Here is a 22,240-nt window from a genome sequence, read left to right as displayed (position 1 = left end):
AGTTCTCAGGCCGAGACGCGCGGTCCCGGCGGGGCCCGTTCGACCTGATAGTCCTCCCCGTCGGCGACGATGATCGCCCACTCGTAGTTCGGGTTCACGCTTGTGAGCCGCTGCTCGAGGTCGTCTGCGTCTTCGGGTCGAGCCACGAAACAGTGGAACTGCCCCGATCCGGACGGAAGCGATCCGTTCTCGAGGACTGTGTTGACGTGCACGACTTTCCACTCTCGTTCGGCTCGAAACTCCGGGCCGTCCCCTTCGACGGTGTAGCCCAACTCTGCGAAAATCGACCTGGCCTGCTCGACGAGTCGCATGTTAACAGGACCCATTCTTCTAGACACACGTGGCCATCCACTATAAACGTTAGTACGTAACAAGATATCGCCGCTTCGACCGAACGATCGGACAGACAGCGCGGGAGTTACGTAAACTATCGGAACGATTCCGGGCGATCGTTGAGCACCGGCCGGCGGGGCAGCGAGGCGTCGCACCCGATCGGGACGATCACTCGTGGGCGGCGTCCCACTCGGTCGGCTTGCGGAAATTGCCACACCGGTTGCACTTGATCCGTCCCATCGAGTCCATCGCGTTGTCGAAACTCTCGCAGTTCGTGCAGAACCAGCCGTATCGACGATCGGCGTCACGAGACTCGTAGGCGACGAAGAACGGCCCTTCTGACCCCTTGACGCCGTCGGTTTCGGACACGTAGACCGTCGACTCGTCTTCGGTCGTCCGCGGTTGCATGGACGGTCGTAGCGGCGCGGACGGTAAAGGCGTGTCTTTCTACCGGTGAGTCACGATTTACCGGGCCGCGGGCGTGGTGTGAGGGGTTTTACCAGGGTCGGACGGGATAACTGAAAAGTTTACCCGGCCGGGAATCGTTCGCTATCGTGATGACGCTGGTCGTGGTCCCCGTTCGGTATCCGTTGACAAAGCACTCACGTCGGACGCTCGAGCGGGCGATCGAAGTCGCCCGCGAGCGAGACGCGGCGTTGACGATCCTGCACGTCGATCTCTACCAGAACGGGCGAAAAGTCCGCCGAACGGACCTGAAAACCGCCGTCGAGGAGACGTTCGGCCCGATCGAGAGCGCCAGGTACGTCGTCCGGACGGGGTTTCTCGTCGAGGAGAGCATTCTCGAGGAGGTCGCAGCCGAGGAGGCCGACGTCGTCGTCATCGGCAGGCGACAGGCGAGTCGGCTGCGGCGAATCTTCCAGCGATTCACGGACAATCCGGACATCGATCGCTACCTGCGCGATCACCTCGACTGTGACGTGATCACCGTCGAGAGCGCGGCGGCGTAGCCTCGACCCGATCAGTCCGCACCTGCCCCGCGGACCACGAACACCGGTATCGACGCGTTGTCGACGACCCGCTCGGAAACGCTTCCGAGCGAGGTCACCTTCTCCCGCGGACTCTTGCCCCTGGTCCCGATGACGATCAGGTCGATTCCCGTCTCGTCAGCGTAGTCCAGAATCGCCTTCGAGGGGGTCCCCTCCCGGACCTCGCTGACGGTGTCGAGGCCCTCCGCCGCCGCGCGGTCCTCGACGGCCGCGACCGCCTCCCGTCCCTCCGCTTCCAGGCTCCGTTCGAGATCCGATCCCGCGTCGTCCGTCGCCGCCGCCGTGATCCGGCTGTCCACCACGTACAGCGCGTGAACCGTCGCGTCGTTGTCCGCCGCGATCGGCAGTCCGTGTGCGAGCGTCTCGGGCACCGTGTCACTGCCGTCGGTCGGAATGAGAACGTCGTCGTACATCCGTCCGCGGCTACGCATCCGACCCCTATCAAAATACCTTCGTCACGGCGGGCGCGCTCGACGGTGGGCGCGCTCCGCCTCCACTCACTCTCCTTCTCCGGAGCCGTCACCCGCCTCGATCGAACTCCCGGCGGGGACCCGGTCCGATCGATCCTCGCCGACGGCGACCTGTGCGACGCCGCTGGTGTCGTCGAAGACGTGGTGCCGGCGCGGGTAGGCGAACTCGACGTCGCGATCCGCGAATCGCTCCCTGACCGCCGTGTGAACGGCCGATCGCGCGAGGGACTGCTTGTACGGCTGGTTGAGCCAGAAGTACAGTTCGAGCAGGACCCCGCTGTCAGCGTACCCGGAGATGGTACAGATGGGGGCCGCGGCGTAGCGGGCGCTCCCGATCCGGATGTCCGGGCCGCCGGAGATGACCGCGTCGACCGATCGGGCGGCCCGCTCGGCCTGCTGGCGCGCGACCTCGATGTCGCTCTCGTAGGTTACCTCGAACTCGACCGAGAGGCGCGTCCGTTCGTCTTCCGCGGAGTAGTTGATGACGTCGCGGGTCTGGATCTCGGCGTTCGGAACGACGATGAACGTGTTCTGGAGGGTGAAGATCTTCGTGTACCGCATCGTGATGTCCTCGACGAAGCCGACGTGGCCCTGGTCGGCGACCTCGATCATGTCGCCGATCTCGTAGGGCCGATCCGCGAGGACGAACAGCCCGTTGATGTAGTTGCCGACCAGCGGCGCGAGCACGATCGCGATCACGGCCGAAATGACGGTCACCGAGAGGAAGATTTCGGTGCCGCCGACGCCCAGGATTCTAAGCGCGACGACGAGCGCGGTGACCAGAACCGCCGCCTTGACCCCACGTAACACGGTTCGGGTCACGCTCGGGCGTTCGATCCGCTGGGCGACCGTTCGCCCGGCGATCCGGACGACGACCTTCGAGAGATACCAGCCAACCACGAGAACGATCGCGGCGAGAACGAGATCCATCACCGGGTCGGGGACGTCGATGGGGAGGATACCCTCAACTTCCTCCGTCGCGTTGCTCGCGTTCGTCTGGACGACCCCTCGCATGGCAACACACTCAGGCCGGTCGTGGATAAGCGTTCTGACCCGCGATCGCCGTTCGACAACGCGATTTCGAAAATGCGTGTTACTCGATGCATAATAAATCATTTATCCATCGGGAGCGTTTCGTCGCGTATGGCACCAGACGAGCTTCGCTCGACCGTCGAGCGCGTCGGGGACCGGTTCAACCTCGGCGAGTACGAGATCGACGCTTACCTCACCGTCCTGGAACAGGGCCAGCTCACGGCGAGCGAGATCGCGGATCGCACCGACATTCCACAACCGCGGGTCTACGACACCGTCCGCAGCCTGAGCGATCGCGGCCTCGTCGAACTGCGCGAATCCCGGCCGATGAAGGTGGTCGCGCTCGATCCCGGCGAGGCCTTCGACGACGTCCAGAACTCGCTGGAGCAGATGATCGACGAACTCGAGGCCCGCTACACAGCGCCGGCCCGGGACACCGAGGCCGTCTCGCTCGTGAAGTCCCGATCGACGATCCTGCGGTACCTGGAGGAGGTCATCGACGCCGCAGAGTACGAACTCTCGCTGTCGCTGACGCCCGATCTGCTCACCCGCTTCGAGGAGGAACTCCGGGCCGCCGTCGACGCCGGCGTGAGCGTCGACCTGATCGTGACGCCGGCCGCCGAGGCCCCCGATCCGGCGTCGTTCGACTACCGCGAGGTGGCGACGACGGCGCGCGCGCGCCGCGGGATCACTACGCCGGTCGTGGCCGTCGCCGACGGGAACTACTCCGTGTACGCGACCCAGGACGCCCTCCGCGACGACCAGGACCGGTACGGCGTCATCTTCAACCGTTCCGCGCTCGGCTTCCTGGTCTCGGGCTTCTTCGGGACCGTGCTCTGGACGACGGCCGAACGGACCCTCGGCGAGGACGGCAGCGCCAGAACCTATCCGCGCAAGTACGCCTCGATCCGCCGCTGCGTGAAAGACATCATCGACGACGGCGGCGAGTTCTACGCGACCATCGAGGGCCGGGACGTCGCCGTCGGCGGCCAGCGGATCGTCCGCGGACGCGTCGTCGACGTCTCGTTCGAGGTCAGCGAGGAAGTCGCCGCCCTCACCATGGAGAGCGAGGACGGCGAGGAGGTCACGATCGGGGGCCGCGTCGCCGCGCTCGAGGACGTCGAAGCCCACGAGATCCACATCGGTCGCCACGAACCGCCGGCGATCGAGAACTGAGACGATCCGCTGGACCGCGTTCCCGGGACAATCGCGACCCGTCCGGTGGTCGTGACTGAACCGATAGACAGCGATCCGTACGAGGCGATCGACGTTCCGACGCCCCGACTCGCCGATGGTGCCACCGCGGCGCGCCGGAGAACGGCCCGGCCGACGGGGTCACGTTCTCGCATCCGATCGGGTGACCGGTCGGTGGGCACGACTCTGCTCCGGCAGGAACGACGACGGACTTCTACGCGACGGATATGGACCGCATACCGATTTCTAGTGGTGCGCTACGAGTAGTTTCTCGTGAACATATCGCGCATAACAATTAGTGGATTTCGTGCACGTCGTCATAGAATCGTGCTATCCAGTACCTGTACAGCGAGATCAGCCGCTGTGGCGGACGCTCCACCCAGGGGGTACGGACGGGTCGGAGCGAACGGCGGCACGCGGTGGGCGAACAGCCGGTGTCGATCCGGACGAGATGCCAGGACGGACCGGGCGAGAGGTGATCCACCGTGAGCAGCACGGCGACCCCGACCGGCGAGCGACCGGGCACGATCCCGTCCAGTCCTCGCGTCGACGACGGCAGCGGGGACGACGTCGAACCGCTCTCCCAGGACGTCGCCTTCGAGATGCTGAGTTGCCGGCGTCGGCGAGACGTCCTCCACTACCTCCGGCAGAACGGCGGGAGCGCGGAACTGCGCCCGCTCTCGCGCCAGATCGCCGCCTGGGAGAACGACGAACCGATCGAGGCCGTGACCTACAAGGAGCGATCGCGCGTCTACACCGCCCTCCGACAGGCGCACCTCCCGAAGATGGACAGCTACGGGATCGTCGAGTTCGACGCCGATCGGGGGACCGTCGCACTGACCGGCCGGGCGAGCGACCTCGACGTCTACCTGGATGTGAACTCCCGCGGTGAGGTCAGCTGGAGCACGTACTATGTCGTTCTCGGCGGCTTCTCGATCGCGTTCGCCGCTCTTATTTTGCTTACCTCCTTCCCGTTCGGTCTCCTGCCGACCGGAGCCGGCCTCCTGATCGTCGGCCTGCTCTATCTCGGATCGGCGATCGCACACCGGCGCTACGAACGTCAGACGTAGGTCGGTAGCGGCACCCAGTCGCCGCAAGAACGCTCCGCGTCAATCAGGAAATCCAGATACCGACTGTTGTTTTCAACAGTCGTAAATATCTATTGCTTTATATTTCAAGCCGACGAACGAACGGATCTCTCGAAGAAAACGAAACAAACAGTTCTTGTACCCACGTTTGCCGACACATCGTCCAGAAAACCAGGAATGATAACTCAACAAGCCACATAACATGGGATACTTCGTCGATGCAGGTGGTTCGAGTAGCCAGGCCCACCACTGACAGATTGTGACTGGTCGCTGATCGCTTCACGAACGACACAAAAGGAGGGTGGTGATCTTCAAGACAAACTCACCAGCGGTTATGATGTTGTTCTTGCTCTCTGCCTTGTCGTTGAGAAGCGCCATCACCGGTACCGACGACTGCGACGCCCGCGCCGATGCCGCCGAGGCCGGCGAGAATCTTGCGTGACGCGAGTCAAAAGTTGTCATCAGTCATCGTTGTTCGCCCTCATTGGGGGAGGGCCAACCGGCATAGTCAAACCGCAGCGGTCGGGTGGCCGGCCCCGGCGTGGACGGGTCTGATTCGGGCCGGGCGGTTACTCGAAGACGACGTCGAACGCGACGCCTTCTTGGCTGCCGGGATAGTCGTCCTGAAGGGTCACGGTCGCCTCACCGCTGAGTTGGAAGGACGTTGAACCGTCGAGGTCTGTGTTCACCAAGAGGTGCTTGATCTCTCGACCGTCACCGTCGTTCGTTGCTGTGACACTCGTCGGGCCGTCTAACGAGACCGGGCTTCCGCCGACGGAAAGGCTGTCGATAGACGCCTCGACAGTCGCCTCGTCGGCTTTCCCCTGGATTGCCATGCGGCCGTCCGGCTGCGGGTCGTCGAGGGTGTCGCTGAGGTCGTTCCCGTCGAACGTGAACGTGAGTTCGTCGCTGCTCTCGTCGTAGGAGACCGACCAGTCGACGGTGTTCCCACTCGTCCACACGTAGTTCTCCGACTCGAATTCACCAGAGGTGCCGGGTTCGTCACCGACAGCCAGCTCCCATGTACCGGAGGAACTGTTGTTCCCGTACCGGGCGCGAGCACCGCCGCTGATTGATCCATCGCCGTTGAAGTCGCGTTCTACTTTCGCGAAGCCGTCGCCGGTTTCGGTCGTAGTTTCCTCGAAGTCGTCACACGGCTTGGCCTTGAAGTCGAAGTTGGCCTGAAGCTTGCTCTTCTTCTCAAGGTTCACGTGCTTGGGGATCCACCATTCGAAGCCGATGTATCCCGTGTTCGAGTTCTCGATGCACCAGTCGTCCTCGTCGTGATCGTCGCAGACGCCGAACGTGAAGCCGGTCATGGGACGACGCCCACCGTCTTTGTGATCGTCGTTATCGTCACAATCGCAATCGTCGTCGTGGTCGTGGTAGCGCGGCGCGAGCGCAGTGCCCGATCGCGCGCGATCGTAGACGTTCAGCTTGGACGTCTCGTCGCCGCCGGCGACCTCGAGCCGGCAGATCGGCAGGTTGCTCTTCCACTTGAATCCGACGATCTTCCCCTTCTTGTTCTTGATGACCTTCTTTATCTTGACGTAGAGGTCGGGAAGGGGACTGTCCTCGTTCATCGCCCAGTAGCCGACGCCGGGGACGTGCAACTTGGTGCCGTCGCGGAGGTTCTGGATCTTGTGGACCTTCGGCTTCTTGACGTGCTTTTTGATGTTGTCGTCGGTGATCCAGTCGGGCGTGTACGCGTCGTGGCCCATCCCGTCGTTGTCGATCTTCTTTCGCGGGTACGCGTAGTAGTTGATCCCCTCCTCGTCGAACGGAGAGGCGACGTACGGATCGCCCGAAATCTTGACGCCGTTCTCGAGTTTGCGGAGCACCTTCTTGAGCGATCCCTGGGCGATGATCGGTTCGTAGCCCTGGTAGACGTTGTCACCGCGCTTAACGCCGTTGACATCGTTGCCGCCGCCGTTCTTACAGTAGAAGAACGTGAAGTTACTGATTCCGAATCGCAGTTGACCATCCGGCCCCGCTCCAAAGGGTGCATACGCAGTGCCGGACGTCTCGCAGTCGTACTCGTTCACTTCGGTGGTCCCACCGCCGAAGATGTTGACCGCGCAGATCTCGACGTTGCTCTCCCACTCGAATCCGACGAGTTCTTCGTCTGCAGTACCCTCCTCTTTGAGCACAAGTCCGGTGATCTCGATTTCGATGTCTCCACCGAGGAACTCGAGTGTATCGTCCACCTCGAGGTTCTGTACGCTGTTAGCGTCTCCATCGGAAATCTCATCGATGTTGTCATCGTCGACCTTCTCAAGTTCGACGCATTTCCCACCTGGACCGTTGTTGGGAGGGGTTGACCCGTCGTACTCGTCGTACCAGACGCGCGCCTTGGCTTTGTGCAGGAGCTTCTTGTGAGCGTTGACGTCGGACGCTTTGAGCTTGACCTTCCCCGGGTAGTCACAGAGGTGGTAACTGAGCGTCACCTCGCCACCGTAGCCCGGCTTGAGACCGTGGAAGTTGAGCAACGGATCGCCGGGATCGGTGTAATCGTTGTCAGTTCGCAGGTCAGAGCTGAGGGGATCGTCGACGTCGATGAGGGCGTTATCACCCTCACAGTAGTTGACCTCACGGTCCTGCATTCCGTCGTCGTCCGTGTCGGGCAACGCGTCGATCGGCGTTCGATCGCCCTTCTTTCCGAACGACTCCTGCCAGTCGATCGCGACTGGGAAATCGTATTTGCCGTTACTGTTGTTCTCGCCCGCGGCGACGCCATACGCGCCGAACGCGGTACCGATACCGGTCGCGCCGATGCCCGCGAGCACGTTGCGTCGCGTGATGTGTCGGTTAGTGTCCTTCGACATCCTTTCTCCGCGTGCCCGGGCATCCCCCGGGAGTCACGCAAGAGTTGATGACCGGAGATGTGAATGTATATATACACAACCAGATGGACCCGGAAAGAGCGTTTGGCGTCTCGGCCCGATCGGCTAGGCGCCCGATTCCGATCGCTATGGACCGACTGTGTGACGGGTAGCGGCCGCAAAATGCGTGGCAATTGCTGGAAGGCTAGGGCTACGGAGACCGATCGTGAGTCGATCGACGGACGACGGTTGCGCGGCGATCGATCGCGACTATCGGCGTCGCAAAGCAGGCGAGACACGGGGAAGACCCGATCACGGACCGCATAAATCGGCGATTACACTAGCACGGTTTCCCGACTGTCCACATTGTTTACATTCGTGCAAGCCAGACAATTAAGACGCTGAGTGTCGTGTTTTCGCGTCGGATGGGACCACATAGCACAGGACGTGACGACCGTCCAGGGGTGTCCCGCCGGACGTTCGTGGCCGCAACGGGGACGTCCGCGACGCTGGGCGCGACGGCGATCGCCGGCTGCGTCGGTCGCGGACAGCAATCGAACACCGTCGTGATGACCGCCGCGACCGACGTCGAGGGGATCATGTACAGCGACGGCGACGGCCCTTCCGTCCAGCAGGCGCTGTGGGACGCCGGCCTCGACGAAGACATCCGCGTCGACGTCCAGACCGTCGTCAGCGATTCCGCAACACGGATGCAGACGACCCAGTCGGCGCTCGAGGCGGGTCGCGCCCCGCCCGACATCCACCTGATGGACAGCGGCTGGACGGTTCCGTTCATCCTTCGGAACCAGACGGTCAACCTGAGCGAGAACCTCTCGGACGACGTGCTCCAGCATGTCAACGAGGACTACCTCGAAGCGATCCTCGAAACGGCGCGTCATCCCGAGTCCGGGGATCTCCACGCGCTGCCGATGTTCCCCGATCTGGGGTTCACGTTGTACCGGCAGGACCTTATCGAGGACGCCGGATACAATACCAGCGGCTGGGGAACGGATCCACCGAGCTGGGAGGAGTTCGCGAACGCAGTCAGCGACGCGAGGGACCAGGCCGGCCTCGACTACGGGTACACGACGCAGGCGGCCGCCTACGAGGGGCTATCCTGCTGTACGTTCAACGAGGTGATGACCTCCTGGGGAGGGGCCTACTTCGGCGGCTCAGAGAACCTGTTCACCGCCGGCGAGCGACCGGTCACCGTCAACGAGCAACCGGTCATCGACGCGATCCGGATGATGCGCTCGTTCATCGAGGGCGAGAGCGAGAATGCGCTCGACGGGTACGCCCAGATCTGTCCGTCACCGATCGTCCAGTGGACGGAACAGGAATCGCTCAGTCCGTTCGCGGCCGGGAACGCCGTCTCGAACCGCAACTGGTCGTACGCGATCGCGGAGACGGGAACCGAGGAGGCCTTCGGTGAGGACCTCGGCGTGATGACGAGACCGTACGCAGTCTCCGAAGAGGAAGCCGAGTACGGGGGCACCGGCGGCACCGCTGCGGCGCTCGGCGGCTGGAACCTCGCCGTGAGTCCGTTCTCGGAACGCCAGGAGGAAGCGCTGCAAGTCCTCGAGGCGTTCAGTCACGAGGAAGTAATGCTCACCATCTTCGAACTCGCGGGATTCCTCCCGCCGAACCTCGATCTGGTCGGGGAGGCCAATCCGGACGACGTCGGCCCCGTCGCTCGCTACGGGGACGTGGTTAATTCGGCCAGCGAGAACGCGATCCCACGGCCGGCGACCGACCTCTGGCCCGAACAATCGGCGCTGATCTATCAGGGGATCAACGCGGCGTACCGCGGCGCGAAAGCGCCCGAATCGGCGATGAACGATCTCGCGGAAGAGCTCGAGCAGAGCGAAGCGGAGGTGCAATCGAATGGTAACTGATACCGACGACAGCCCGGTGACCGACGACGAAATGGTTACAGACGGTGGAACGCTGGCCGGCGGCGAAGCAGGGACGGCCAGAGGCCGTGAGCGGACGGGCAACGCCGTCATCAACTGGATGGAGAACCTGAGCGAGGCGGCCTACGCGTACCTGCTGTTGCTCCCCGCGTTCGCGCTGCTGGCACTGATCGCGTTCTACCCGCTGCTTCGGACGTTCGTCATCTCGTTGCGCGCCGACCAGACGCGCGGGATGGATCCGCTCGGTGCGTTCGTCGGGATCGAAAACTACGTCGACATCCTCACCGGGAACGCGCGGCTGGCTCGGCAGTTCCTCGACGTGGGGCTGACGTCGTCGTTTCCCTTTATCGAACTCGGCACTCCGTTCTTCCAGCAGGCCTTGTTCGTCACGCTCGCGTTCGCAGTTATCAGCGTCGTCATGGAGACGGTGATCGGGTTCGGGCAAGCCTACGTGCTCGACCAGGACTTCCGGGGCCGACGCTGGGTCCGCGTGGCGATCATCCTCCCGTGGGCGGTGCCGATCGTCATCCAGGGGATGATCTTCTTCCTGCTGTTCCAGCCGACGGTCGGATTCGGCTCCGACCTGTTCCAGAGCCTCGGCATCTTCAGCGGAACGCCGCTGGCCAACAGCCGGGACGCCTTCATCATCATCCTCGTGGCCGACATCTGGAAATCGTCGGCGTTCATGGCGCTGCTGATCCTCGCCGGACTCCAGAGCGTCGATCGGAGTCTGTACGACGTCGCGCGCGTGGCCGGCGCGTCACCGTGGCAGCGGTTCAAACTGATCACGCTCCCGCTCGTGATGCCGGCCCTGCTGGTCGCGATGCTGTTCCGAACGATGGACGCGATGCGCGTGTTCGGGTTGATCGAATCCACCGCCGGGTGTACGACCGTGCCGTCGTTGAGTTGCCTCGTCGTCGAGGCGATGTTCGGCGGGACGCGCATCTACGCGACGGCTGCCGCCGTGGCGTTCGCGACGGCGCTAGTGATCGGCCTGATCATCGGCGTGTACGTCCTGCTCTTCCGCGATACCGAAGGAGGGCCGTACTAATGACCGATCCGAACGACACCACCGACAGCGCGAACGACACCGGAGGTATCGACGACGAACAGGACGACGCCCCACGAGATCCGACCCTCCGCCGGCCCGACGGCGGCACCACGGTTCTCGAGGACGATCGCGACGCGGAACTCGATCGCGGTCCGCTCCAGCAGTGGGTAGCAGACTCCATCTCCCATCCGGAACGGGTCTACCGGGCGATGTTCTACGTCGCGGCGATCTTCTTCCTGTTCACGACGCTGTTCCCGTTCTACTGGCTGCTCATGGTCGCGCTGACGCCGGAGGGACAGCTTCAGGACATCATCTTTACGCCCAACGGGTTCAATCCCGGCGCGTTCGTCGAGGTCTTCGAGGTCATTCCGTTCCACATCTATATGTTCAACAGCTTCGTGATCGCGCTGGCCTCGACGATCGTCGTCCTGGTCATCGCCAGCCTCGCTGGCTACGCGTTCGGTCGTCTCGAGTTCCCCGGTCGAACGCCGCTCATGCTACTCGTGCTGGTGATTTCGTTCTTCCCGCCGGCGGCCTTCTTCATCCCCCTGAACGACCTGTTCAACACCACGTTCGGTATCCTCAGGCCGATCACCGGCGACGGCACGCTCTACAACACCCCCTTCGCGCTCGTGACGCCGCTGTCGGCGATCTTCATGCCGCTCGCGATCTTCATTCTCACGACGTTCTATTCCCAGATCCCGGACGGACTCGAGGATGCGGCTCGCGTCGAGGGAACGACTCGACTCGGCGCGCTGTTCCGGGTCATCATCCCGTTGTCGGCACCCGGCGTCGCAACAGCCGGCGTGTTGACCTTTATCGCCGTCTACAACGAGTTCTTCTTCTCGTTCCTGATGACGGACGGCCAGCCCGAGAACTGGGCACCGATTCTCGACGGCATTCTCGCCTATCAGGGACAGTACCAGGTGTTGTACAACCTCATGGCCGCCGCGAGCATCATCGGGGTGATCCCCGTCGCGATTCTCGTCGTCGTGGCCCAGGAAAAGATCGTCAGCGGACTCACCGCAGGCGCACTCAAAGAATAAGGAAATCACAATCATGGCACGAGTACGACTCGAGAACATCACGAAACGCTACGATGACGTCACCGCGGTCGACGACGTGAGCATGGAGATCGAAGACGGCGAGTTCGTCACCTTCGTCGGGCCGTCGGGCTGTGGGAAGTCGACGACCATGGAGACCGTCGCCGGGCTAACCCAGCCGACCGAAGGTCAGGTCTACATCGGCGACGACGACGTCACGAACCTCGCGCCGAAGGACCGGGGGGTCGCGATGGTCTTCCAGAACATCGCCCTGTTCCCCCACATGGACGTCTTCGAGAATATCTCCTTCGGCCTTCGTCTCCGCAAGTACGACGACGACGAGGTCCGCCGCCGCGTCGAACAGGCCGCCGACATCGTCCAGCTAGAGGGCATGCTCGATCGCATGCCCGACGAGATGTCCGGTGGCCAGCGCCAGCGGGTCGCGATCGCACGTGCGATCGTCCGGAATCCCGACGTCTTCCTGATGGACGAGCCGCTGGCGAACCTCGACGCGAAGCTGCGCGTCCACATGCGTACCGAACTCCAGCGGCTCCACCGAGAACTCGGGACGACGATCATCTACGTCACCCACGACCAGGCCGAGGCGATGACGATGTCGAACCGGATCGCCGTCCTGAACGAAGGGCGACTCCAGCAACTCGCGGCCCCGCTGGTCTGCTACAACGAACCGGCGAATCTGTTCGTCGCTGGCTTCATCGGGTCGCCCTCGATGAACTTCGTCGAAGGCGAACTCGTCGAGGAGGGTCTCCTGACGAACAACTTCACCGTGGATCTCGATCCGGGTCGGGTTCCGGGAGCGACGGTCGGCGACGCCATCACCCTCGGAATCAGGCCGGAAGACGTTCACATGGTCCAGTACGCGGATTCGCTCGAGTCGTCGACGGATCCGATCGACGCCCGGACCGACGTCCTCGAACCGATGGGCGACGAGGTCTTCGTCTACCTGTTGCTCTCCGAGGCCGCGGCGGGGTCGATGGAGGAAGATCCCGCGACGTCGCCCAACCAGTTGCTGATGAGCGTCACCCCCGATACGGACATCGAAGCGGACCAGGAGATCGAGGTCGTCCTCGACCGATCGAAGATTCACCTCTTCGATTCGGAAAGCGGCGACGCGCTGGTCCACGGGATCACCGACTTCCCCGAGCGAGAGCCCGGGACCACCCCCACCGAGGCGGATAGCTGATCGATCGACACCGCCCTGGCTCCCACCGGCCCCAAATTCGGTCGGCGACGGACCAAAGGCGATCGAGCACCAACGTTCGGTATAGCGGTTACAGGTGTATCGAGTCGAAACGAGCCACCACTGCCCACGGAGACCGCCGATGACACTCGATCGATCAGACACGAACGTTGGAATCGTCGGCCTCGGCAACATCGGCCAGTACCACGCCGAACGGCTCCGCGACCTCGACGTGTCGCTGGCCGGAGGAATGGACGTCGCCGCCGAGGCACGAACGCACTTCGCCCGTCGATACGACGTCGAAGTCTACGAAGATCACACCGAACTGTACGATCTCGTCGACGCCGTCATCATCACGACGCCGAACAAGTACCACGAACAGTACGCCATCGACGCCTTCGAGCGAAATCTCCACGTCCTCCTCGAGAAACCGCTCGCACACTCGATCGAGAGCGCCGAGCGAATCGCCGACGCGGCGGCGGACTCCACGGGCTTCTGCATGGTCGGGTTCAACAACCGGTTCGCGAACACGGTCCAGATCGTCAAGAACCGGATCGATCGGGGTGATCTCGGCGAAGTCGGCCACATCGAGGCGAACTACGTCCGCCGACGGGGGATTCCGGGCCGCGGCTCGTGGTTCACCCGCAGGGAGATCGCCGGCGGGGGCGCGCTCATCGACCTCGGCGTCCACGCGATCGACCTCGCGTTGTACCTGCTCGAGTATCCGAACGTGATAGAGGTAAACGGCGTGACGCGGGGCGAGTTCGGCGATCGCGAGGAGTACGCGTATCTCGACATGTGGGCGGACGATGCCGGCCCCGGCAGCTTCGACGTGGACGACTCGGCGACGGCGTTCGTCCGCTGTGAGGGCAACCGGACGATCGCCCTCGAGGTCGCGTGGGCGACGAACCGGCCGGCGGACCACGAGTTCTTCGTTCGGGGGACCGAGTCGGCCGCCCGGTTCGATCTGCTCGAGGGGGACCTCTCCTTTCACTCCGCGAGCAAGGTTGGCCCCGACCACCTCGAGGACACGACTATCGAAACCAGGCACAACGACACCCACTCGGACGAGCAGAAAGCCTTCATCGACGCGATCACCAGCGACGCGTACGAGAACGAGGCCGCCAGCGACAGCATCGCGCGAGCGCTGAAAGTCCAGCGGGTCATCGACGCGATTTACCAGTCCAGCGAGGAGGAACGAACGGTCTCGCTCCGGGAGTAGCGACCACCTACCCCGGTCGTAGCCGAGAAAGTGCCGAAAAAACGACTGGTATACGAGGATGACCGTTCCGGTATGGACTCTGTAACAAATTGTGATATCCGAAACTGTCGTACCATGACAGATCGATCTCGATCGTCCGGCCGGTCGGTCCGCGCCGCGGTCGCAGGATTGTTCGGCGGTCGGAGTCGGACGGTTGTCGTCGAGTGTCGCCGGTGTGGGACGTCGGTCGACCGTGGCGTACAGACGTGCCCGACCTGCAACTGTGACGACATCGTTACGTACACGATCCAGTGAAAGGGACGGGGCGACGCCGACGCGATCCGGCTTCCATCGCGGCTCGTCACTCCCCGATCGGATCCCCGCGAAAGACTCGCCTCCGGTCGTCGGGTCGGATACCTCGACGTGTCCGTCGCTGTAGACGGTGATCTCGGACCCCTCGTGCTCCAGGACGACGCGCGTGTCGGCGGCGTTCCGTGACGCCGGCCCCCCGGACGCGATCGGTCGAAACAGGGCGTCGAGCGCCTCCGGGTCGACGACGTGCAGGTGCGCAACCGGTCTAGAATTGCGTACGTCCCTTCAGAGTACCCCGTCCACGTCTCCCGCTTCGATGTCGCCGAGCCAGGCTATCGTCGAGGCGGTCGGCGGGATGGGATCGACGTGACCGATGCGTGCCGCTGGCCTACGAACCGTTACGCGTACTGGCAGACGAGAACGAGTCACCGGCGATCCTGGCCCCGGTACGTTCGTGCCGGGGAGTCGGTGCTCGCTACTCCGGATCGTCCGCACGCGCCCGCTCGAACGCCTCGATCGCTCGCTCCCGTCGATCGGCGTGGTCGACGATCGGTGCCGGGTACGCGGGTGCGATCCGCTCGCGGTCGGCGGGCGTCTGCTCGTGCCAGTCGTGGATCTCGTCCGGGGTCGCATCGGCGAGTTCGGGGACGTACGTCGTGACGTACTCGGCGTCGGGATCGTAGTCCCGACCCTGTTTCATCGGGTTGAACACCCGGAAGTACGGCTGGGCGTCCATCCCCGTCGAGGCGGCCCACTGCCAGCCCCCGACGTCGCTGGCCGTGTCGTGGTCCGCCAGTTTCCGACGGTACCAGTCGTAGCCCGCGCGCCAGTCGATCAGCAGGTCCTTGGTCAAAAACGACGCGACGATCATTCGGACGCGGTTGTGGACCCATCCCTCCTCGCGAAGCTGGCGCATCCCGGCGTCGACGATCGGATACCCCGTTTCGCCGACCTTCCAGGCGGCGAGTTCGTCCGGGTCGTTGCGCCAGGGAATCGCGGCCGCGTAGCCGCTGTAGTTCTCGGTGACGATGGCCGGGTTGTACGCGAGCACGTGCGCGTAGAACTCCCGCCACGCGAGCTGGCGCTGGAACGCCTCGACGCTCGCTGCCCTTTCGGGCGATCCGGCTCGATCGGCCGCCCGCTCGGTGGCCGCGTAGACGGCCCGCGGCCCGATCGTCCCCCACTTGAAGTGGGGCGAGAGCCGCGATGTCGCGCCGGCGGCCGGATAGTCGCGCTCCTCCGTGTACCGGTAGATCGGGTCCGAACAGAACGCGGCGACGCGCTCGCGGGCCCGCTCTTGCGTGACGGTCGGCGGGGACGCCTCGGGTTCGTCGAACCCAAGTTCGTCCATCGACGGCAGCGGTTCCCCCGAGACGTCGGCGAGGTCGCCCGCATCCGGCGGCTCGATCGGGGCGGTCTTCTCGCGGTCCTTCCATTTCTTCCAGAAGTACGAGAACACCGAGTAGTGCTCGCCCTGATTCGGCGAGATCGATCCCGGTTCGTGGTGAATGGCGTCGTGGACCGTCTCGACCGCGACCCCGTCGTCCTCGAGTGCGGCCGTGACCGCCCGGTCCCGATCGCGGGCGAGACCGCTGTAATCCTCGTTCCAGACGACGGCCGATGCGTCGTACTCGGCTGCGAGAGCGGGAACGACTGCGCTGGCCTCCCCGCGGACGACGAGGACGTCACCGCCCCGCTCACGGTACCACGCTCTGAGTCCCGCGAGCGCATCGAGCAGACAGCGGACGCGGACCGGCGATGCGTGCTCGAGAACGGTGGGATCGAGGGCGAAACACGGTACGATCCGGTCGTTGCCCGCGGCGCGGGCCAGTCCGCGGTTGTCCCGGGCCCGAAGATCGCGGCGGTGCCAGTGGAGGATCACAGTCGTCGATGACGGTCGGAGCGGTGAAAATATGCAGGTACCGGCGACCGGCGAGCGGCCGTCGGGGGTCGGCCCGGCAATCAGCGAGAGGCGGTATCGGTCGTCTCCCGCTCCGAGCGAGGGGTCAGCCGTCGGGTTTGCCGCTCGTCTCGAACGTCGTCACGAGGAACTCCCGTACCGACGCGAGGATCCCCTTGACGGTGTAATTGCGGCCGACGTAGACGCTGACGTACGCGAGAATCGTCCCCGCGACCACGTCAGAGAACCAGTGAATACCGAGATACATAGTCGACAGGGAGACGCTGATCGCGAAGAACCCGGCGATCGGAACCCAGAGCAGGTACTTCTCGCGCGTGTGCCACGCGACGAAAAAGACCGTCATCGACAGCGACGTGTGTAACGAGGGGAAAACGTTGGTGTTCTGGTTGACCTGGTTGGTGAGGTGTCTGGCCTGAGGGAACGACTCGTAGAGCAGGCCGTCGAACAGGAGTGGATCGACGTTTCGCGGCCCGTACGCCAGAAACAGGACGTAACACACCAGTCCGATCGCGTAGTTCGCAGTAAACGCGAGCACCAGCATCGAGAGGGAATCCATCTCGTCGAGCGCGAAGTACGCGATCAGCGGGAACAGGAGCAAGAACGCGTAGCCGTAGATGTAGCTGAAGACGAAAAACGAGGTGAGGAAGTCGGTCTGGAACGACTGGAGGAACGCGACCGGAGTCGTCCCGAACACCGCTCGTTCGAGGTCGAATAGGTACGGCGTGATGTTGGTCCCGAGGACTCGTCGCTCGAGTCGATGGACGACGTCCCGCGTCGACCACCGGACGAACAGCACGACGACGAGCGCGACGAACGGGAGCGCACAGGCCTCGATACGCCACCGGAACCCACGCAACGCTGTCACGAGCCGCCGTGGACCGACGATGACCAGTGCCGCGGTCCCGAGCATCGTCGCCACGACGAACGTCAGTTCGAGAACGACTCCGGCCAGCGACATCGGGAATTCGGTTACAACTACACGGCTGATACCATTAATAGCGACCGGTTGTCTCCGACCACCGTCGCAGACGTCGCTCGGTCACTCGATCAATCGGTCGTTCTCGTACCGGTAGCCCACGTCCTCGAACAGCGATTGGACGCGAGGGACCGACAGTTCGCCGTCGGTTCCGGGGAACATCAGCATCGTTGGTTCCTCTTCGTGTACCCACTCCCCGTCGGCGAACCCGAACAGCGAACTGTACGTGGTCGCGGGGTCGGCCCTGCCGTCGAAGTACTCCGTGACGGCGTACTCGCGATCGATCAGCCGCGAGAGGATCCGGCGGAAGTGCGGATTGCTGAGCTGTGGATGCTGGACGTTGTAGCCGATCATGTAGAAGCCGTCGGTACGTCCGACTATCGCCGCGACGTCCGAGGCGGAACGGATGGTTTCGGCGTGCTCCGGCGGGACGTTGCTCACGGTGACGTCGATTCCTCCGTCGACGAGCGTCTCGACCATCGAACCGGGGTTCGGTGCGATCTGGAACCGGATGCCGTCGAACTGGGAGAAGTCCTCGAACGCGTCCGGTCGATCGTCCGTCCGCCGGCGGAAGACGTGGTCCTCGAACGGAGAGAGGACGAGTTCGGTGTCGGCCGTCGATTCCTCGAAGGCGAACAGGCCGGATCCGATCGGTTCCTCGTTGTCGGTCACGAGGGCCTCGGTCTGTCGCTCCGCGACGGCCGTCGATCGATCGGCCCAGATGTGTTCCGGCAACACCGGGGCGGTAAAGGCCCGGGTGGCGACGGGCCGGACGGTATCACCGAACGAGAAGCGGAGGGTCCGCACATCGACGGTCGTGACGTCGTCGACGAGCGACAGTCGGTCCCGATATCGAGGAGCCGGAACGCCGCCATCGATCGCACCTCGCGACGTATCGTTGAGAAATTCGACCGTAAACGCCACGTCCGCCGCATCGAGGTCGGTCCCGTCGTGCCAGACCAGCCCGTCGCGGAGTCTGACCTCCGCCTCCAGGGGCCCCGTTTCGTCCCAGTCGATCGATTCCGCGAGCCACGGGATGACCTCGTCCTCCCGGCGACGCACGAGCGGGTCGTAAATCAGTTCCAGCAGGCCGTCGATCCGGTTGCGATCGACGACGATCGGATTCAGCCGCTGGGTGAGGTCCTCGCCGTAGACGCCCACCTCGAGCGGTCGATCGTCGACCCAGGCGTTCTCCTCGCGACCCATGATATCGACGTACTCGAGGAGCGACCGGGGTGGACGCGACACGTCGAGCGTCCGTCGACAGCCGCCATACCGATACGGGTACGCGACGACGGTGTACGGCGCCGTGGTTTCGAGATACTCGAAGAGTTCCCGGAGCGTCTCCCGCCGCTCCGATACGCCGGACTGTCGTTGCGCCTCGAGGTGCTCGTCGGCCGTCACGTCGGAGAAGTTGAACGGGTTCTGCCACCCTCGTTCGCTGACGTACCTTGAGTGTAACAGGCCGCGAACGGCGTCGTATTCGTCGAATCCGGGATGTTTCAGGACGAACACGTCGTAGTCGTTCTGCAAGAGTACGTCGCGGTAGAGGTCCGCCTTCGCGATCGGTTCGTGCGTCGTGGCTATACCTGCCGCCCGGAAGTTCTCCCGGAGCTGGCTCAGGATCTTGGCCGCGACGACGTCGTCGTCCGTCGGGGCCGACTTGATCGTGAGCGACACCTGTTCCGGACCGTCGTTTTCCGCCTGGGACCAGAACCGTTCCGTACACCCGGCGAGGGCACTGGCTCCTGCCGCACTCGTTCCTGCGACCAGCTCTCGTCGCGTCACCGGCGGCCCTCCGTCCTCCATGTGGCCCGTCAGTAAGCAACCACGGTGTATAGGACTTACTCTCGAAGCGACATCTCGATCGGGGCCGACCAGTTCGACGGACCACCGATCGATCGACGCGGAACGCCGGCCTCGGTACTGGTTCGGATTGGTACTAGTATAAATCATACGAATAAAATACTATCGTTGATTCGTGTATCTCGCGTTTGGATGACCATATAGAATCGAAGACAGTCTTTTCTAGACGTATATGATCGGCATAACAATACTCGCTACCGGCAACGGCACAGTCGTGGCATTCGTTCACACGCCAGCGATCGCGATCGGTCCTCGCTGATCGACTGGCCGGGTGAACGGCCACGGAAGACAGCTATGAAACTCGCACTCATCGGCTTTGGGCAAGCAGGCGGGAAGGTCGTGGACGAGTTCCTGGCGTTCGACAGCAGAATCGGCGGCGGGTTCGTCGAATCGGCGATCGCGGTCAACTCCGCGACGACCGATCTGCAGGGACTCGAGCACGTCTCGCGGGAGAACCGCGTGCTCATCGGACAGGCCCGCGTCAAAGGCCACGGCGTCGGGGCCGACAACGAACTCGGCTCCCGGGTCGCAGAGGAAGACATCGACGAGATACAGGGCGCGATCGATCGGATCTCCGTCCACGAAATCGACGCGTTCCTGATCGTCGCCGGCATGGGCGGCGGGACGGGGTCGGGCGGCGCACCAGTGCTCGCGAAACACCTCAAGCGGATCTACACCCAACCGATCTACGGCCTGGGTATCCTCCCTGGAACCGACGAGGGAGGTATCTACACCCTCAACGCGGCCCGATCGTTCCAGACGTTCGTCCGCGAGGTCGACAACCTGCTGGTCTTCGACAACGACGTCTGGCGCAGCGCCGGCGAATCGGTCGAGAGCGGCTACGGGCGGATCAACGAGGAAATCGTCGAACGGTTCGGGCTGCTGTTCGCCGCGGGCGAGGTCCAGCATGGCGACCACGTGGCGGAGAGCGTCGTCGACTCCTCGGAGATCATCAATACCCTCTCGAACGGCATCTCGACGATCGGCTACGCCCGCGAGACGGTCGACGCGGGCGACGGACTCCTCTCGTCGTTTACCGGAAGCAGTGGCTTCGACGAGGGTGATTCGGTCAACCGGATGACGAGTCTCGTCCGGAAGGCGACGCTGGGTCGACTCACGCTGCCCTGTGACGTTTCGAGCGCCGATCGCGGCCTCGTCGTCGCGACCGGCCCGCCTAAGCATCTCAACCGCAAGGGCGTCGAGCGCGGCCGCCAGTGGCTCGAGGACGAGACGGCGAGCATGGAGATCCGCGGCGGCGACTTCCCGATTCCTGACCGCCGGGAGGTCGGCGCGATTGTCCTCCTCTCTGGCGTCACGGACGTCCCGCGAGTCGACCAGCTCCAGCAGGTCGCGATCGAGGCCCAGGAGACGACCGAGCAGGTCCGCGCGTCCGCCCAGAAGGACTTCGAGACGTTGATCGACACCGGTGGCGAACTCGACGCGCTCTTCTAGCGCCCGCCGTCGAGGTTTCGGTGGGGTCCTGGTACCCCGATGGAAGCATCCCGACTGCGATGCCGGCGCAGTCGTTCGATACCGAGGTAGCGTCGGCTATCCACACCCGATCGTATCAGACAACTTTAAGAGCGTTGGTTGAGTGTCCCCGAACGTGAACCGCTCACACGGTCCGTCCGATCGGCCGTCGTCGCTCCTGTGAGACCGACCGTCGCGGTTCGACAGCGTGATCGTCCATGTCAGATCGAAGTCTCCACCTGCCAGTCGCAGCACAGCCGAGCGTCGAATCACTCACCGCCCTCGCCCAGCTCGGCGAGGATCGCGGGTACGAGTACGCCTGGCTCCCCGAGACGTGGGGCCGGGACGCCGTCACCGTCCTCACGGACATCGCCCGCGAGACCGACGAGATCGGTCTCGGACCGAGCATCGTCAACGTCTACTCGCGGTCGCCCGCTCTGCTGGGCCAGACCGCGACGACGCTCCAGGAGGTCGCCGACGGGCGCCTGCGGATGGGGATCGCCCCCAGCGGCCCGGCGGTCATCGAGGGCTGGCACGGCGTCGACTTCGATCGGCCGCTCCGGCGGACCCGCGAGTACATCGAGATCATGCGCACGGTCATGTCCGGAGAGACGCTGAACTACGACGGCGACGTCTTCTCGCTGGCGGGTTTTCGCCTGCGGTGTGACCCGCCCGAAGAGCGCGTTCCGATCGACGCCGCCGGGATGGGGCCGAAGTCCGTCGAACTCGCCGGCCGGTTCGCCGACGGCTGGCACGCGACCGTCTTCACCCCCGACGGACTCGCGGAGCGCCTCGACGACCTGCGCCGCGGGATGGAACTCGGCGATCGCGATCCCGACGACGTCCGCGTCACGCTCTCGATGACCGCCTGTGCCCTCGAGGACGGCGATCGGGCCCGCGAACTCGCGCGCCAGCACCTCGCGTTCTACGTCGGTGCGATGGGGACCTACTACCGCGAATCGCTCTCGCGACAGGGCTACGAGGACGAGGCCCACGAGATCGCCGCGGCCTGGGCGAGCGGCGACCAGGAGGAGGCCCTCGCCGCCATCTCTGACGACCTGCTCGACGATCTCGGTGCCGCCGGCACGCCCGAGCGCGCCCGCGAAGAACTCCGCAAGTTCGAAGACATCGAGGGCGTCGACGACGTCGCGATCGGCTTCCCGCGCGGCGCCTCACGCGAAGAGATCGAATCGACGATCGAAGCGTTCGCGCCCGGCGACGGGGCCTAGTCCCTCGTTACGGGCGGCCGCGAACGGGCCGAGCGTCCCGAAGGAGACGACCGGCACCGTGACGACGAGTCGTCGTTCGGAGCGAGAGGCCGAACTGGGAGGATCGAGCGG

The 22,240-nt window shown here is 64.1% G+C and carries 19 protein-coding genes and 1 pseudogene; 11 read left to right on the top strand and 9 right to left on the bottom strand.

What is annotated here, in order from left to right; genetic code table 11:
* Window positions 1–5 precede the first annotated feature (5 nt).
* Together AC6I6X_RS20515 and AC6I6X_RS20510 are read right to left on the bottom strand one after the other, a co-directional pair.
* A complete protein-coding gene (locus tag AC6I6X_RS20515) occupies window positions 6–311 on the bottom strand; it encodes a DUF7116 family protein (protein ID WP_497932438.1) in 306 nt (101 codons plus the stop codon).
* A gap of 190 nt (window positions 312–501) precedes the next feature.
* Window positions 502–741 carry a DUF5816 domain-containing protein gene (locus tag AC6I6X_RS20510; RefSeq protein ID WP_497932423.1) on the bottom strand — a complete coding sequence of 80 codons (240 nt, stop codon included), beginning with the start codon at window positions 739–741 and terminating at the stop codon, window positions 502–504.
* A gap of 149 nt (window positions 742–890) precedes the next feature.
* Between AC6I6X_RS20510 and AC6I6X_RS20505 the strand changes: the two genes are divergently transcribed.
* Complete coding sequence (locus AC6I6X_RS20505; RefSeq protein ID WP_497932422.1) at window positions 891–1,301, top strand: universal stress protein; 411 nt, start codon at window positions 891–893, stop codon at window positions 1,299–1,301.
* 11 nt (window positions 1,302–1,312) lie between these two features.
* On the opposite strand, the gene AC6I6X_RS20500 is transcribed toward AC6I6X_RS20505, so the two are convergent.
* Both AC6I6X_RS20500 and AC6I6X_RS20495 read right to left on the bottom strand, forming a co-directional pair.
* Window positions 1,313–1,753, bottom strand: coding sequence for a universal stress protein (locus AC6I6X_RS20500; protein ID WP_497932421.1), 441 nt, complete (start codon window positions 1,751–1,753; stop codon window positions 1,313–1,315).
* Window positions 1,754–1,837: 84 nt separating this feature from the next.
* Window positions 1,838–2,824, bottom strand: a complete 987-nt coding sequence (locus AC6I6X_RS20495) for a mechanosensitive ion channel family protein (protein WP_497932420.1) — start codon at window positions 2,822–2,824, stop codon at window positions 1,838–1,840.
* A 129-nt stretch (window positions 2,825–2,953) separates the two neighbouring features.
* On the opposite strand from AC6I6X_RS20495, the gene trmB reads away from it, so the two are divergent.
* The 3 genes from trmB (at window position 2,954) to AC6I6X_RS20480 (ending at window position 5,566) form a co-directional block, all read left to right on the top strand.
* Window positions 2,954–4,018, top strand: a complete 1,065-nt coding sequence (trmB, locus tag AC6I6X_RS20490) for an HTH-type sugar sensing transcriptional regulator TrmB (RefSeq protein WP_497932419.1) — start codon at window positions 2,954–2,956, stop codon at window positions 4,016–4,018.
* A 503-nt stretch (window positions 4,019–4,521) separates the two neighbouring features.
* A complete protein-coding gene (locus AC6I6X_RS20485) occupies window positions 4,522–5,106 on the top strand; it encodes a DUF7344 domain-containing protein (RefSeq protein ID WP_497932418.1) in 585 nt (194 codons plus the stop codon).
* A gap of 322 nt (window positions 5,107–5,428) precedes the next feature.
* Window positions 5,429–5,566, top strand: a complete 138-nt coding sequence (locus tag AC6I6X_RS20480) for a hypothetical protein (RefSeq protein ID WP_497932417.1) — start codon at window positions 5,429–5,431, stop codon at window positions 5,564–5,566.
* A 127-nt stretch (window positions 5,567–5,693) separates the two neighbouring features.
* Here the strand turns inward: AC6I6X_RS20480 and AC6I6X_RS20475 are convergent, their stop codons facing one another.
* Window positions 5,694–7,949: a choice-of-anchor W domain-containing protein gene (locus AC6I6X_RS20475; protein WP_497932416.1), complete on the bottom strand. Its 2,256-nt coding sequence runs from the start codon at window positions 7,947–7,949 to the stop codon at window positions 5,694–5,696.
* A 422-nt stretch (window positions 7,950–8,371) separates the two neighbouring features.
* On the opposite strand from AC6I6X_RS20475, the gene AC6I6X_RS20470 reads away from it, so the two are divergent.
* From AC6I6X_RS20470 to AC6I6X_RS20450, 5 genes are all read left to right on the top strand, one after another.
* Window positions 8,372–9,841 carry an extracellular solute-binding protein gene (locus AC6I6X_RS20470; RefSeq protein WP_497932415.1) on the top strand — a complete coding sequence of 490 codons (1,470 nt, stop codon included), beginning with the start codon at window positions 8,372–8,374 and terminating at the stop codon, window positions 9,839–9,841.
* Window positions 9,831–10,910 (top strand): carbohydrate ABC transporter permease, encoded by a 1,080-nt coding sequence (locus AC6I6X_RS20465; RefSeq protein WP_497932414.1) that lies wholly within the window; start codon window positions 9,831–9,833, stop codon window positions 10,908–10,910. The genes AC6I6X_RS20470 and AC6I6X_RS20465 overlap by 11 nt, the downstream gene beginning before the upstream one ends.
* A complete protein-coding gene (locus tag AC6I6X_RS20460; protein WP_497932413.1) occupies window positions 10,910–11,956 on the top strand; it encodes a carbohydrate ABC transporter permease in 1,047 nt (348 codons plus the stop codon). Before AC6I6X_RS20465 ends, AC6I6X_RS20460 begins: the two co-directional genes overlap by 1 nt.
* 13 nt (window positions 11,957–11,969) lie before the next feature.
* A complete protein-coding gene (locus AC6I6X_RS20455; protein ID WP_497932412.1) occupies window positions 11,970–13,157 on the top strand; it encodes an ABC transporter ATP-binding protein in 1,188 nt (395 codons plus the stop codon).
* Between the two features lie 139 nt (window positions 13,158–13,296).
* Entirely contained in the window at window positions 13,297–14,376 is a 1,080-nt protein-coding gene (locus AC6I6X_RS20450) for a Gfo/Idh/MocA family protein (protein WP_497932411.1), read from the top strand.
* Between the two features lie 402 nt (window positions 14,377–14,778).
* Here the strand turns inward: AC6I6X_RS20450 and AC6I6X_RS20445 are convergent.
* The 4 genes and pseudogenes from AC6I6X_RS20445 to AC6I6X_RS20430 all read right to left on the bottom strand — a co-directional run.
* Window positions 14,779–14,919: pseudogene (locus AC6I6X_RS20445) on the bottom strand (HalOD1 output domain-containing protein); the annotation flags it as partial.
* A gap of 223 nt (window positions 14,920–15,142) precedes the next feature.
* On the bottom strand, window positions 15,143–16,549 hold the full coding sequence (locus AC6I6X_RS20440; RefSeq protein ID WP_497932410.1) for a cryptochrome/photolyase family protein: 1,407 nt from the start codon (window positions 16,547–16,549) through the stop codon (window positions 15,143–15,145).
* A gap of 124 nt (window positions 16,550–16,673) precedes the next feature.
* Window positions 16,674–17,546, bottom strand: coding sequence for a phosphatase PAP2 family protein (locus tag AC6I6X_RS20435; RefSeq protein ID WP_497932409.1), 873 nt, complete (start codon window positions 17,544–17,546; stop codon window positions 16,674–16,676).
* An 81-nt stretch (window positions 17,547–17,627) separates the two neighbouring features.
* Complete coding sequence (locus tag AC6I6X_RS20430; RefSeq protein ID WP_497932408.1) at window positions 17,628–19,373, bottom strand: ABC transporter substrate-binding protein; 1,746 nt, start codon at window positions 19,371–19,373, stop codon at window positions 17,628–17,630.
* A 351-nt stretch (window positions 19,374–19,724) separates the two neighbouring features.
* Here AC6I6X_RS20430 and AC6I6X_RS20425 point away from each other — a divergent pair, with 351 nt between their 5' ends.
* A complete protein-coding gene (locus AC6I6X_RS20425) occupies window positions 19,725–20,882 on the top strand; it encodes a tubulin/FtsZ family protein (RefSeq protein ID WP_497932407.1) in 1,158 nt (385 codons plus the stop codon).
* A 236-nt stretch (window positions 20,883–21,118) separates the two neighbouring features.
* Window positions 21,119–22,129, top strand: coding sequence for a TIGR04024 family LLM class F420-dependent oxidoreductase (locus tag AC6I6X_RS20420; RefSeq protein WP_497932406.1), 1,011 nt, complete (start codon window positions 21,119–21,121; stop codon window positions 22,127–22,129).
* Window positions 22,130–22,240 lie beyond the last annotated feature (111 nt).

This window comes from Halosolutus sp. YCN4 (genome assembly GCF_059736495.1).
Note: the sequence above shows the minus strand (reverse complement) of the source record. Positions and strands in the feature narration are given on the sequence as shown.

Bases quoted from the DNA above. Each gene is read 5' to 3' on its own strand.
- AC6I6X_RS20455 (WP_497932412.1), top strand. From the start codon at position 11,970: ATGGCACGAGTACGACTCGAGAACATCACGAAACGCTACGATGACGTC.
- AC6I6X_RS20435 (WP_497932409.1), bottom strand. From the start codon at position 17,546: ATGTCGCTGGCCGGAGTCGTTCTCGAACTGACGTTCGTCGTGGCGACG.
- AC6I6X_RS20460 (WP_497932413.1), top strand. From the start codon at position 10,910: ATGACCGATCCGAACGACACCACCGACAGCGCGAACGACACCGGAGGT.
- AC6I6X_RS20420 (WP_497932406.1), top strand. From the start codon at position 21,119: ATGTCAGATCGAAGTCTCCACCTGCCAGTCGCAGCACAGCCGAGCGTC.
- AC6I6X_RS20475 (WP_497932416.1), bottom strand. From the start codon at position 7,949: ATGTCGAAGGACACTAACCGACACATCACGCGACGCAACGTGCTCGCG.
- AC6I6X_RS20510 (WP_497932423.1), bottom strand. From the start codon at position 741: ATGCAACCGCGGACGACCGAAGACGAGTCGACGGTCTACGTGTCCGAA.
- AC6I6X_RS20515 (WP_497932438.1), bottom strand. From the start codon at position 311: ATGCGACTCGTCGAGCAGGCCAGGTCGATTTTCGCAGAGTTGGGCTAC.
- AC6I6X_RS20470 (WP_497932415.1), top strand. From the start codon at position 8,372: ATGGGACCACATAGCACAGGACGTGACGACCGTCCAGGGGTGTCCCGC.
- AC6I6X_RS20495 (WP_497932420.1), bottom strand. From the start codon at position 2,824: ATGCGAGGGGTCGTCCAGACGAACGCGAGCAACGCGACGGAGGAAGTT.
- trmB (WP_497932419.1), top strand. From the start codon at position 2,954: ATGGCACCAGACGAGCTTCGCTCGACCGTCGAGCGCGTCGGGGACCGG.
- AC6I6X_RS20425 (WP_497932407.1), top strand. From the start codon at position 19,725: ATGAAACTCGCACTCATCGGCTTTGGGCAAGCAGGCGGGAAGGTCGTG.
- AC6I6X_RS20430 (WP_497932408.1), bottom strand. From the start codon at position 19,373: ATGGAGGACGGAGGGCCGCCGGTGACGCGACGAGAGCTGGTCGCAGGA.
- AC6I6X_RS20505 (WP_497932422.1), top strand. From the start codon at position 891: ATGACGCTGGTCGTGGTCCCCGTTCGGTATCCGTTGACAAAGCACTCA.
- AC6I6X_RS20450 (WP_497932411.1), top strand. From the start codon at position 13,297: ATGACACTCGATCGATCAGACACGAACGTTGGAATCGTCGGCCTCGGC.
- AC6I6X_RS20465 (WP_497932414.1), top strand. From the start codon at position 9,831: ATGGTAACTGATACCGACGACAGCCCGGTGACCGACGACGAAATGGTT.
- AC6I6X_RS20500 (WP_497932421.1), bottom strand. From the start codon at position 1,753: ATGTACGACGACGTTCTCATTCCGACCGACGGCAGTGACACGGTGCCC.